The organism is Polaromonas sp. (assembly GCF_035638815.1).
GTDB lineage: Bacteria > Pseudomonadota > Gammaproteobacteria > Burkholderiales > Burkholderiaceae_C > Polaromonas.
In genome coordinates this window covers 24469-37343 of the sequence record NZ_DASQZG010000027.1, presented here as the reverse complement: position 1 = coordinate 37343, position 12875 = coordinate 24469, and the positions used below count along the sequence as shown (strand labels likewise).

General features: G+C 51.3%; 11 protein-coding genes. 7 read left to right on the top strand and 4 right to left on the bottom strand.

Going from position 1 to position 12875, the window contains the following annotated elements; all coding sequences use genetic code 11:
• Nucleotides 1-194: 194 nt before the first annotated feature.
• Nucleotides 195-572 (top strand): helix-turn-helix transcriptional regulator, encoded by a 378-nt coding sequence (locus VE934_RS16315; protein WP_324889450.1) that lies wholly within the window; start codon nucleotides 195-197, stop codon nucleotides 570-572.
• Nucleotides 573-719: 147 nt separating this feature from the next.
• Here the strand turns inward: VE934_RS16315 and VE934_RS16310 are convergent, their stop codons facing one another.
• The 4 genes from VE934_RS16310 to VE934_RS16295 form a co-directional block, all read right to left on the bottom strand.
• Nucleotides 720-1631: a hypothetical protein gene (locus tag VE934_RS16310; RefSeq protein WP_324889448.1), complete on the bottom strand. Its 912-nt coding sequence runs from the start codon at nucleotides 1629-1631 to the stop codon at nucleotides 720-722.
• A gap of 41 nt (nucleotides 1632-1672) precedes the next feature.
• Nucleotides 1673-2359: a hypothetical protein gene (locus tag VE934_RS16305; RefSeq protein WP_324889446.1), complete on the bottom strand. Its 687-nt coding sequence runs from the start codon at nucleotides 2357-2359 to the stop codon at nucleotides 1673-1675.
• 1 nt (nucleotide 2360) lies between these two features.
• Nucleotides 2361-2735, bottom strand: coding sequence for a hypothetical protein (locus VE934_RS16300; protein ID WP_324889443.1), 375 nt, complete (start codon nucleotides 2733-2735; stop codon nucleotides 2361-2363).
• Nucleotides 2736-3326: 591 nt separating this feature from the next.
• The gene (locus VE934_RS16295; RefSeq protein ID WP_324889440.1) at nucleotides 3327-3626 is read right to left on the bottom strand and encodes a hypothetical protein; all 300 of its coding nucleotides are present in this window, start codon (nucleotides 3624-3626) and stop codon (nucleotides 3327-3329) included.
• A gap of 430 nt (nucleotides 3627-4056) precedes the next feature.
• On the opposite strand from VE934_RS16295, the gene VE934_RS16290 reads away from it, so the two are divergent.
• The 6 genes from VE934_RS16290 to VE934_RS16265 all read left to right on the top strand — a co-directional run bounded on the left by VE934_RS16290 (nucleotide 4057) and on the right by VE934_RS16265 (nucleotide 12797).
• Nucleotides 4057-4668 carry a hypothetical protein gene (locus tag VE934_RS16290; RefSeq protein WP_324889437.1) on the top strand — a complete coding sequence of 204 codons (612 nt, stop codon included), beginning with the start codon at nucleotides 4057-4059 and terminating at the stop codon, nucleotides 4666-4668.
• 448 nt (nucleotides 4669-5116) lie between these two features.
• Nucleotides 5117-8251: a type I restriction endonuclease subunit R gene (locus VE934_RS16285; protein WP_324889435.1), complete on the top strand. Its 3135-nt coding sequence runs from the start codon at nucleotides 5117-5119 to the stop codon at nucleotides 8249-8251.
• Nucleotides 8245-9882: a class I SAM-dependent DNA methyltransferase gene (locus VE934_RS16280; RefSeq protein ID WP_324889423.1), complete on the top strand. Its 1638-nt coding sequence runs from the start codon at nucleotides 8245-8247 to the stop codon at nucleotides 9880-9882. Before VE934_RS16285 ends, VE934_RS16280 begins: the two co-directional genes overlap by 7 nt.
• A complete protein-coding gene (locus VE934_RS16275; RefSeq protein WP_324889417.1) occupies nucleotides 9875-11119 on the top strand; it encodes a restriction endonuclease subunit S in 1245 nt (414 codons plus the stop codon). Before VE934_RS16280 ends, VE934_RS16275 begins: the two co-directional genes overlap by 8 nt.
• The gene (locus tag VE934_RS16270; RefSeq protein WP_324889415.1) at nucleotides 11120-12232 is read left to right on the top strand and encodes an ATP-binding protein; all 1113 of its coding nucleotides are present in this window, start codon (nucleotides 11120-11122) and stop codon (nucleotides 12230-12232) included.
• Nucleotides 12233-12245: 13 nt separating this feature from the next.
• A complete protein-coding gene (locus VE934_RS16265) occupies nucleotides 12246-12797 on the top strand; it encodes a DNA-binding protein (RefSeq protein ID WP_324889414.1) in 552 nt (183 codons plus the stop codon).
• Nucleotides 12798-12875 lie beyond the last annotated feature (78 nt).

Genomic DNA, 12875 nt, shown 5'->3' with positions numbered 1-12875 from the left:
GATTTTTTATTGCTAGATTGACTGAGATTGATCCGAATGCCGGCTCGGGGCGGCCCCAGACATTTAGTCCCGGCGCCCCTAACCATCTATTCCTTTGTTTATGCGCTGTTGACTTCAAAAGAATATGTTGACTATAAGTCACTGTGACTCATAGTCCGTAGCCTCATCGTCGTCGTTTGCGGAACATCGACGGCGTGAATGCCACCAGTAAAAAGAAAGTCTCGTTACCACCGATCCTGGACAGGCGACCACTCAGTCCGTCCGGGCGTGGATCGGTTGTGAAGCATGATGATCCTGACCAGTTGCTTTGCGTCTTTGCCAGCAATGTCCGTATAGTTCGGCACTCGCTGGGCCTCTCACAAGAGGCTTTAGCCGACGTGAGCGATTTGGACCGCACATACATCAGCGGAATTGAGCGCGCGTTAAGGAACGTTTCCATCAGGAATGTTCAGCGGATTGCCGTCGCTCTAGACGTTGATCCACGCGATTTGCTCAATCCCTTGCTGTCCAGCGTTCCCAAGTACAAACCGTTCGCAGAAGCGCCGCCAGCGCCACGCAAAAGCCAGTCCTAGACCGTTAACGGCCGAGTTTGGAGCATTCGATAGCTGACTGACCGGGACCGCCAGATCGACTTCAAGTCACGGAAACGGGATTTGTCCTGGCTTGTCGATCTGAGTCACGGAAACTGCAGCTTCCCGAGCGCCCCCAGCAATCGAGCATCAGCGGCGGCGCAAGGACTTGCTTTCAAGCTCGTAACCTCGCCGCAAGCTCTCTCCACTGTATGAAGAGACGTCCGCAATTCCGGCATCCATAAGGCGTCGCTTGCAAAGCGTCGATACGTATGCTGAGTCCAGTCTTTCGTCCAATACCGGCTCTCCTGACCGCGCAAAGCGGGGAAAGAGTGGCCCTTGCCGTCCTTCCAGTCCATTGTGGGCAATCCACTCTTGACAAGCCGTTGCTGCGCAGAGCGGCCCCCTCGTAAACGGTACGGCCAGCATGCGCACAGTAGCTGCTTCCTGATCCAGCGATGGAGGAGCGCCGAAGCCCAGTGAGTCCGCCCCCGCTGCTGAGCGTAAGCGCAGCAGCAGCGCATCCGCTGTGAATGACAAATCTTCCAGATTAAGCGCACAGATCGCGCCGCGTTTCAGACCGCCCACATACCCAAGGAGGAAGATCGCCTTGTCTCGTCTGTCGAGACTGCGCTTGCCGGTTCCCATGGAGTCAAGCATCCGCATCAATAATGCTCGGGTAATGGGGGCCGCGACTCTGGACGACTTTTGCAAGACTGCGCCAACTTCATAACTGACTCTTTTGCCGATCAAGAGATTTTCAGGTGGCTTTCCTTTGGCCAAACTTCGCATGGCCGTCTTAATGCGTTCGTCAGTTGTCGGCGGCGCATGACCTTGCTTCACGTGAGCATCCTGCAATGCCATGACTCGACGGACGATGGTGGATGGCGCGACACGCCTCGCCAGCAGTTGTATGTAAGAGATAAGTTCATCGGCGGTACAGGGGATTGTCCCGCCATATGTCTGGGTAAATTGGCGAACGTCCTTCGCATATGCGTCGACCGTAGAGTGGCGTTGAATGGCGCGGCCACGGCTGCTTTGGCAAAAAGCAACATTGTTCATGGGGATACCTCATGTTGAATTAATGGAGAGCGGTACGGCCGTTACTGCACTGCAGTCAGACCGCGCTTGACAATGACCAAACCGCTCAGCCGAACATTGCACAGTCCACCGTCGACGGTGGCGTACTGCAGGCTGTACTTTTTGGGTTTACGGTTCTTGCCGTAGCTACTGTGTTGCAGTGAGCATCTGGCGTTGTAGAAGACACCCCATGGCGGACGGCTGTTACTAGCGTCTAGGCAAAGAAGTGCACGGGGCGCTTTCTTGTCCGAAATTTCAAGGCCAACTACCAACGTCCAGTGCCGCCAGCTACGGTGCTCTAGGCAAAGAATAGGAACGTGTCCCGCGTCGATAGCCTCTGCAATCTCGTGCGCCAGTTCTTTGGTCCTCCCACCACTAAACGACTTGCTGCGTAGTCGAGGCTTAAAGACGCCAATGAGCGCATCTATCTGCTTTTCGTCTGTCCCTTCGAAGTATGTGGTGCTGGCTAGCTTCCACAATGCTTGAAGTGGCCCAGTCTTTGCATTGGAGATTTCCTCCACGTCTTCGCGCTTTAGACCTTCCAGAATCATCGCGCACTGGAGTGAGCAGACAACTCCGCAGGCGCCATCCAATTCGCTCTGTTGTATGTGGAGATCGTCCCAGCGCACGCGCTTACTTCCTTGAAAGCCATATTCAACCTCGGTGTCCGCGCGGACGCCGGTGACGAACTGATGTGTGAGCTTCTGCATGCTAATAATCCGAGGGCAAGAGCAATGTTGTGACAGAGCGGTCCCACTCGGTAATGATCCACACACGTACACCCTGCGGATCGTCGAGCTTTCCTCCGTCGATCGAATAACTGGAAAGCAGGCGTTCGTTGTTGACCAGTGCAAGGCTGTTTTGGTGGCTGTCGAGGGAATTCAATTCCCCCCAATCGCCACTGATGTGTCGCTGCAGCAGTGTCAATGGCTGGACGCCAAACTTCTCCATGGCTGCTAGCGCGTCAGGTGTGGCAACAATCTGACCAAGTGAGAAAAACGGCAACTTTGGCGCTGATCTTTCCTTGGGAGTAAGTGGTGGAACGGGAACGCTTGCGCTGGCCTTAAGCCGTGACTTTTCTTTCATGGGGAACTCCTGGTGGTTTCAGATTCCCCCTTTCGTTCAGGCATAGCTGCGCCTCGCGCAATTGCCATCAAGCAAAACCAGCGAATCGTGAGCGCAGCCATTCAGCGCCTGAATTTGTCAGGACTGGATGTGATCGAAAGGGGTGAGAGTTTTCTAGACGATGAGAACCATCATCTACCGCACATCATTCAGAACGAAAGATGCCGGACGTCAGGCAGCAAGTGAGTGGCGCATTTGCACAAATGGAGCGTTGGGAGTCAACGGCATCGGTCCAAGAAACGGTCTCGCAATAGCTGTCGGGAGTGGCTTAATTTTACCAAAATCCGCCGTTTTTGGACAGTAACAGTCACGGAAAAACACTCGAATTTGCTAGTGAAAACAGCGGTGGTCACGGAAACATGATTTTGGATCGCTGAAACGGCATGCTTTCTAGAACTTGAATGCTCACACAGCGCATGCAGCGTAGATGGCTGAACCAACTCACCAGACAAAATCACCGAAGTAACGGAAATTCTTGCGGCCTGGCCGATCGCGTATTTCCGTGAGGAACAACTTCAGCACTCAAACTGTTCGAAAACGATACGGAATTGATCAAGCAATGGAGTTTGTGGCGGCATTGTGCGCGGCCCTGGATTCGGCGAGGATGCTTGGTATGAGTCCATTTTCGAAATCGGCAAATAATTGTTCGACCCAGCTGGTGGGCTCTGATGCGCTGTACTCAGCTTCCAAAATATCCGTCCAGGAGATTTTGATGGTCTTCACTCGTGGACCAAATGTCGCGGCACGATGCTCAGTGAGTTTCAATGTGAACTGCGAGCGATCAAGCTGTAGTTCTGAAAGCAATGCTTGAAATTCCTTCTCGTCCCTTTCTGGAATTGCTACTACTGGCATGACATTCTCCGACTGTTTCAAAGCCAAATATTACGCGAATGATTCGCTACTCCGTTAACATCATCTTGCGGCTGGCCTCCCTGGCTGCACGTCATGAAAATGACTTTACGCCCGGCTTGCTGGGCTTTTTTTATGCTTTCGCAACTGGCAACTCGTCCCAAACCACCCAAGCGACGAGCAAGGCTTGACCTTGAGTGAAACGGACGGCATCGGTCGGCGCTTTTAGCAATGTGATTTGCTAGCGCAAGCCGGGAAGCTACCCCATTGAATACGCACGCGTTTGCAATCTCGGCATGTTGTCGGCGACCGACATGGATGCCGCACTTGAGGCTACCTATCGCCATGAGAATATTTATTCTTACTTGAAAAGAATTTTCTAACATTCTAGAAAAATTCGGGTACTATTCAGTTTTCACAGCAAGGAATTGAAATGAGCAAGCTAGACGCACTGATCGCGCAATCACGGGGCCGTGATAAGTCCCTCAAAACCATCACTCTGAGAATGCCCGAAAATGTCCTGTCATTTGTGGACGAGTTCTCGGACAATTTTGGTTTGACTCGCCAGGATGGTGCATTGCTCCTCCTCGAGACCGGTGTTGAACAGGCGACCAAGTCACTCGAAAACAAAGGCGTAGATAAGCCAAGTGGCTTTCACATTCTGAATACTAATAAATCACATGGCGATGAAGATCAGGAGATGATGCTGCAGGAAGGAATCGCTGCGGCCTTCTACGATCCATGGAAAGAGAATATAAATAGAATCAGAAAAGATGATTGGGTATTCTTATATGAGAATCGGCAGGGGATCGTTGCGTTTGGAAAAGGAACGGGTGAATGGTCGGATAGAGAGCATCACGGAAACAAAGACGTGTGCAGGTTCCAAAAACTGAAAAACTTCACCATTCTGCAAAAGCCGCTACGTGCGGCCGAAATCAAGGAAATTCTTGGTCGTAATCAAATTTTTTTGAAGACTATGTCCGGGGTGCCGGACGGTCAAAAGGTCCTGAACAAGGTTCAGGCGATGCCGAAAGTTCCCGCGTAGTCAGCCTGCTTGATCGTCTGGGGTACACACAGGTAGCGTTTCCACGTGGCTGTACCGGCGGGTGATTTAACTGCCGGTCATCCTGGCTCTGTGTCTGACCCTACCGGCATTTGCGGAGAGGCTACCCAGGTCAGCGGCTGAAGTTCTCGCCTTCAAGCGGCAGAATCCATGCCCGGCAACAGGATTTCGCCGTGGTGCTTGCCCTGGGTATCGGGTAGATCACGTTGACCCGCTGTCTGGGGGCCCTAGGGCAGGGACTTAATGCGGCATACCCCGCTGATCGGTTGGTCGCATTGCCGAAGGTCGTAGTTGCCAAAACGAGTACCCTTCCGTTGCTCTAAAAGAAAATCACGCTTTTACCGCAATCCAGAGCGATCTCTGCACGTGGGCAAGAAAAATTTGGCATTGAAGAGTGCAGACATAATATTTAAATTCGGGAGTCAGTCGCATGGTGTTCAGTGAAGATTCAAGGGTAAAAATTCCCGCGATATTGCATCTAGTGCGGCTCGGTTATCGCTATCTCTCACTAAAAAATTCCGCTTGGGATGGAGAGACGAACATCTTTCCTGTGCTTTTCCAAGAAGCCATCGCACGCTTCAACTCCGGTATAGACGAAGGAGATATTGATCGCCTTTTGGCCGACGTCAAGCTATCACTGGACAACGAAGACCTCGGCAAGGCCTTTTATGAAAAGCTCACGGACCGTTCTGGAATCCGACTCATTGACTTCGAAAACTTTGACAACAACAGCTTCCATGTAGTCACCGAGCTTACTTGCAAGAATGGTGACGACGAATTCCGGCCCGACATCACATTGCTCATCAACGGCATGCCCTTGGCTTTTATCGAGGTTAAAAAACCCAATAACCGTGAAGGCGTGCTAGCCGAGCGCAATCGCGTAATCACGCGCAGCCGAAACTCCAAGTTCAGGCGCTTTATCAACATCACCCAGTTGATGGTCTTCTCCAACAACATGGAGTACGAAGACGGTTCGCCCCAACCAATTGAAGGGGCGTTCTACGCCAGCCCTTCCTATGACTCGCCCGTCTTCAACTACTTCCGAGAAGACCGAGAAGTCGAGACGCTGGACCTTTCTCAGCTATTGGCGGCAGAGGACGACGCCCTCGAAAACGACGTGCTGCGCGACAACAACCTGAACGTCATCAAGCACAGCCCCGAGTTTCTGAGCAACAAATCGCCAGACACGCCGACCAACCGCATCTGCACGTCACTTTTTAGCCGTGGGCGCTTGGCTTTCTTGCTGCGTTTTGCGTTAGTCTATGTCAAGGAGTCAGACGGCTTGCAAAAGCACGTCATGCGCTATCCCCAGCTTTTTGCTACCAAAGCCATCGAGAAGAAGCTTGATGAAGGCGTCAAGAAGGGCATCATCTGGCACACCCAAGGCAGCGGCAAAACCGCACTGGCCTACTACAACACTCGTTTTCTTACTGATTACTTCCAGCGCAAAGGCGTCATCCCGAAGTTCTACTTTATCGTTGACCGCCTTGATCTGGCTACGCAGGCGCAACGCGAATTTGCATGCCGGGGGCTGGTGGTCCATACTGTCGACAGCCGCGCTGACTTTGCGCGCGACATCAAAACCACACAGGTGCTGCACAACCACAGTGGAAAGCCCGAAATCACCGTGGTCAATATTCAGAAATTTCTGGATGACCCAGATGTGGTGCGGGCCGAGGACTACGACTTCAGCATCCAGCGCGTCTACTTTCTGGATGAGGTGCACCGCAGCTACAACCCGCAGGGCAGCTTTCTGGCCAATCTCAGCCAGTCAGACCGCAACGCCATCAAAATTGGGCTCACTGGCACGCCCTTGCTCGGTGACGACTACAACTCGCGTGCCCTGTTCGGCGACTACATCCACAAATATTACTACAACGCCTCCATTGCCGACGGCTACACCCTTAGGCTGATACGCGAAGAAATCTCCACAAATTACAAGCTGTCTTTACAAGAGGCACTCGCTACGGTTCGCCTAAAGCAGGGGGATGTAGATCGCAAACTGATCTACTCCCATCCAACGTTCGTCGAGCCTATGCTCGAGTACATCGTGCGTGACTTTGAAAAAAGCCGCGGCGCCTATGGCGACGCCAGCATTGGTGGTTTGGTGATCTGTGACAGCGCTGATCAAGCCGGTGAAATGTTCCGCATTTTCACAGCGATGTACGCCGATCCCTCATCGTCAACAGTAGTTGGCCGAGACTCAGGGCAAGCCATATTTGCAAATGCCCCAACGGGCAACTATGTAGAACGTGCGCAGCTTGCAAACCGCGTTAGGAGCGCCGCGCTGATCCTGCACGATGTAGGAAGCAAAGACGAGCGCAAGGATTGGGTGGAAGCCTTCAAGGCCGGCAAGATCGACCTCCTGTTTGTCTATAACATGCTGCTCACCGGATTTGACGCCAAACGCCTGAAAAAGCTCTACCTTGGGCGCGTCATCAAGGCGCACAACTTGCTGCAGGCGCTCACGAGGGTTAATCGCACTTACAAAGATTTCCGATATGGCTATGTAGTGGACTTTGCCGACATCCGCAAGGAATTCGACAAAACCAACAAGGACTACTTCGACGAGTTGCAGTCCGAGCTGGGCGATGAGATCGAAAACTACTCCAACCTGTTCAAGTCGGCCGAGGAGATCAGGCATGAAATCGAGGCCATCAAAGACCTCCTCTTCAGCTTCGACATTAAGAACGCCGAAGAATTTTCAAAACAGCTGAACCAAATCCAAGACCGAACTGCCGTGCTGGCGCTGAAAAAAGCGCTGGCTGACGCCCGAAACCTCTACAACCTGATTCGCATGCAAGACGAGTACGGGCTATTGCAGGAACTCGATTTTCATAAGCTCGGCCAGCTCTATCGCGAAACCTGCAACCACCTGGACCTCCTCAACCTCAAAGAGGCTATCGAATCTGAAACTGACACCAGCAACTTGCTCAACATCGCGCTCGAAGACGTAATTTTCAAATTCGCCAAGATCAGAGAAGAAGAACTGGTCTTGGCCGATAAGCTGAAAAACACTCTGCGTCAGACGCGTGAAGCCCTGGCGGACAATTTCGACCAGCAAGACCCCAAGTTCGTTACCCTGCGTGAAGAGCTGGAGCGGCTGTTCAAGAACAAAAAGCTCAGCGAAGTGAGCCAAGAAGACATGAACGCCAATATCGGCGCACTCAACGCTATTCACGACAAGGTGAAAGAGCTAAACCGCCAAAACAACCAATTGCGAGCCAAATACCGCGGTGATGCCAAATACACCCGCATTCACAAGCGCTTGCGAGAGCGAGGCGACCTGATTCCAACCGAGCGCAAATTGTTTGAAGCGTTGGTCGGCGTAAAAGCGCAGGCGGACGAACAAGTGCTGCAAAACACCCAGCTTCTGAACAACGAAAAATATTTCGAGCGGATGATGCAGCCCATTGTGATTGACGAGTTCTACACCCATCAACACATCCCATTGACCCCCGACGCCACCCGCAGCATCAACCACTTGGTGGTGTCGGAATACATGAATGAATTTTTCGCAGGCACCCGCACGGGCGGTGGCCACCCTGGAGCACAAGCTTGGTAACCCAACAATTTGAACAACGAACCCGCGAACTCATCGACAGTCTGAAGTCCATCTGTGCTAATTACGGCCTGGGCAACGACGGTAATGAATTCAAAATCATCACCCAGGTCTTTCTCTACAAGTTCCTGAACGACAAATTTGCGTTTGAGGCCAAGAAAATCCGGCCAGCCCTTGCCAAGGCCGAAAGCTGGGAAGCTGCCATTTCCGCCTTGAGCGCGAATGATTTGGACATGCTGCAGATGCAGATGGGTCCAGACACTGCCCGATTGAAGCCGGAGCATTTCATCGCCCACTTGTTTGGCCGCCAGAATGCCCCCGAATTTGCCAAGCTGTTTGACGACACTCTGCGCGACATTGCCATCACCAACAACGACATTTTTGCCGTCAAAACCGAGGGCGGTACCAAGATCACCCTCTTTGACCGCGTCAGCGAATTTATCACCGACACGTCTAAGCGCGACGCGTTTTGCCGCGCCGTCATCAACAAGCTGGGCGATTTCAGCTTTGAGCGCATCTTTAGTGAGAAATACGATTTCTACGCAGCGCTGTTTGAGTACCTCATCAAGGACTACAACAAAGACAGCGGCGGCAAGTATGCCGAGTACTACACCCCGCATGCCGTAGCGAAGATCATGGCTGCTATCCTCGTGCCAGAAAAGGTGCGCGGCAAGGTCAAAAACGTGAGCTGTTATGACCCCTCCGCAGGGTCCGGCACGCTTCTCATGAACATTGCCCACGCTATTGGCGAGCAACGCTGCAGCATCTACTCGCAAGACATCTCGCAAAAATCCTCTAGCCTTCTGCGCCTCAACTTGATCTTGAACAACCTGGTTCATTCCATTCCCAATATCATCCAGGGCAATACCGTGCTCCACCCCTACCACCGGGATGGCAAAGCACTCAAGAAGTTTGACTACATCGTCAGCAATCCACCTTTCAAGATGGATTTTTCCGACTTCAGAAATGAGCTGGACAGCAAAGAGCACCAAGTGCGCTTCTTTGCCGGGGTGCCGAACACCCCCAAGCAGGCCGTGGACAAGATGGCTATCTACCAGCTTTTCTTGCAGCACATCATTTATTCGTTGAAGCCCAGCGGTAAAGCTGCCGTGGTGGTACCTACTGGATTTATCACTGCACAAAGCGGCATTGACAAAAGCATTCGCCAACACTTGGTAGACAACAAGATGTTGGCGGGTGTGGTCTCAATGCCCAGCAATATCTTCGCTACCACTGGGACAAACGTCTCCATTCTGTTTATTGACGCGGCTAATAAGGCCGATGTGGTACTGATCGATGCCTCTGGTCTGGGTACCAAGGTCAAAGACGGCAAGAACCAGAAAACCCTGTTATCCGATGCAGAGGAAGACCGCATCATTGCCAACTTTAATTCTAAGAAGGAGGAGGGAAATTTCTCGGTGTCCGTCAGTTACGAGCAGATCGCAGTAAAGAACTACAGCTTGAGCGCAGGACAATACTTCGATGTGAAGATCGAATATGTTGCGCTGACGAAAAGGCAATTCAATGCCAGGATGAACAAATTCACAGAAAAACTGGACGACTTATTCAAAGAGTCCGCCGGTTTGGAACGGAAGATTAAGAAGCAGTTGGCTGGGGTGACTTTGAATGGTTGATTTGATGACCACTGTGGGGCAAGTTGCCGAGATTTTTGATGGCCCGCACGCAACACCCGTAAAGACAGATGCTGGGCCTTTTTTCTTAAGCATTTCTAGCCTTGAGAAAGGGCGTCTCGATCTATCCAAGTCTGCTCGCGTCAGCGAGGAAGATTTTAAAAAGTGGACAAAGCGAGTTACACCGCGAAAAGGTGATCTACTTTTTTCGTATGAAACTCGATTGGGGGAAGCTGCTCTGATGCCTGATGGTGTTAGAGCATGTTTAGGGCGTCGCATGGGATTACTTCGGCCGCGTTCAGGCAAGGTGATCCCCGAGTACCTTCTTTACGCTTATCTATCTCCAGCTTTTCAGCAAAGAATTGTTGCCAACACAATCACCGGTGCAACTGTGGACCGAATCGCGCTGAATGAGATGCCGAAATTCCCAATTCGAATACCGGGAATTGAGAAGCAAAAGAAAGTCGCCGGCTTGTTGAAAGATATTGACGCCAAAATCGACTGCAACAACCGCATCAACGCCGAGCTGGAGGCGATGACCAAGACGCTGTACGACTACTGGTTCGTGCAGTTCGATTTCCCCGACGCCAACGGCAAACCCTTCAAATCCTCCGGCGGCCAAATGGTTTTCAACCCCACGTTGAAACGGGAGATTCCAAAGGGGTGGTGTGATTCAAGCGTTCTCGCCGTTGCAGATTTACTGGGAGGTGGAACGCCCACCAAGAAAAATCCAGAATTTTGGGGCGGTGATATTCCCTTTTTTACCCCTACAGATGCTGGTGGAGCCATTTTCAAGTTTTCGACGGCAGACTACATCACCGAAGAAGGATTGAAAGGAAGTAGTACCAAGCGTTTTGGTAAGCATACCGTTTTCATCACTGCGCGTGGTTCAGTGGGTAGACTCGTACTAGCAGGTGTCGACATGGCAATGAACCAATCATGTTATGCGTTGCGCCCCAAGCCGGGCATCAGCCATGTGTTTCTGTTTTTTCTCGCCAAGGAGTTGATCCATCACCTGCAGGTCAAGTCTTCAGGCTCCGTCTTCGACTCCATTGTCTCGACTGACATTGAACTGACCAATCTCGCTATTCCTACAGGCGAGGTCATTGAAAAGTTTGCCGCCGCCGTTGAGCCTGCGTTCGAAAAAATTGCCATCAATACTAGGGCTAACCAGCAATTGTCCCAACTTCGCGATTGGCTCCTACCCCTGCTGATGAACGGTCAGGTTACTGCACATTGAATGATCGCAAACCCAACGATGCTTGAGAAGCTAAAGGTAATCCTTCAATCTAGCCCAGGACTAAAAGCCCGAGAAATCGCCGCCCAGTTGGATGTCGAACGTCCGCACGTCAACACAGTTCTTTATGGAAATCCAATTGTGTTTACTGTGGATGAAACATACCGGTGGTACGTAGTTTCTGATCGTGTATTTGAAGTTAGATTTCCAGGCAACGGGTGGCTTACGTCTGAGGGATTTGAGCAAGCTGTCCGTAAGACTGGTTCTCCTCTTGAGTGCTCGATGCCCGCTGTCTCCTTTATCTTTGGGGATGGCTGCAAGATCATGATGGATGCGCTAGCCCGGTTGTTAGCATTTTCAAATCAACTTGCGGCTATCCATAAACGAGTTACCTTGGATTTCAGTAGGTGTAGGCCAACTCTCACCTATCTTGACCGCGCCGGCTTTTTTGAGCATCTTCTTCCATCAATTGCGGTGCTTCCAAAGCGTCCTGTAGGATCGAAGGCAATCGAATTTAAGGGGAACAATGAGGGTTTGGTTGAACTAAAGAAAATTGATCCGGTTGCACCTGCAGAGAACATCCCGAAACTTTTAAAGAATAGTTTTGTTGCCTGTGCCGGAAATAGCTATTCGGTTCCCGCCTTTACTGTTTTATCTGAGCTGCTTCAAAACGTTGAAGAGCACTCGGGAGCGGAAACGCCGGGATTCGCAGGATTGCAGTTTTACAAGAAGGCAAACCATATTCAGACTGTGATTTCGGATAGCGGACTCGGGATAGTCGGAACGCTGATGCCAGTTCTGTCTCAACGATATCCTGAACTCGCAACGAAGATTGCCACCTCTCCGCTGCCACCGAAAGTTGCACTATTGCAGGCAGTATTTTCTGAGGGAAGAATTAGCCAGAAAGTAACGGACGGGTGCGGATTGGGACTTAAGCAATCCAGCGAGGTAGCAAAGAAATACAAAGCAAAGATTACAGTGAGACTGGAAGACTTTGAGTTTGTTGTTGTTCACAGCCCAGACGGTACAACCTTTAACCATTCGCAAAATCTAGTCAAGCTTGCCGGCACGCACATCTGTTTCGATTTTCAGCTTGACCCAAAGCGGCCCATCTGATTAAATAGGCTAAATGAACCAGAAGTCAATGCTTACATCGCTGCTTACCTTTACGAGTTCGGATCACCCGTATGGCAACAATGAAGGCAAAGAGGTTTTGCGCAAGCTCTCCGAATTCGTTGAGCAAAACGCTTCATGCAACATCTTTGGAATCTCATTGGACGGCATCACTGCGACAGATGCATCATTCCCTCGTGAGAGTGTCGTCGCACTTGCGAAACAACTCCGTGGAGAGAAGGGCTTCTACCTTACGAAATTGGTGAACCGTGATCTCATTGACAACTGGAGCTACGCTGCGTTGGCAAAAGATCAGCCATTGGTCATCTGGAATGACAGTAACTTCGAGATCATTGGCCCCGAGCTCAACAAGTCGACCCGTGATCTTGTTGAATACGTGCTTCAAAGAGGTTCGGTACTCACATCGCAAGTTGCCGCCGACCTGGGCCTGTCTGTCCCCAATGCCAGTACCAGACTCAAAAATCTCGTGACGCAAGGCTACCTTCTTCGATCTGAAGATGCCGCCCAGACAGGCGGCATCGAGTTTAAATACTCGGCTATCAAATAATCTCGTTAAACAGCTTGCTTTAAGCAGAATTATTCTGCTACACTTAGGCTGCCCTGCTGATCCAAGCTCACAACTTAG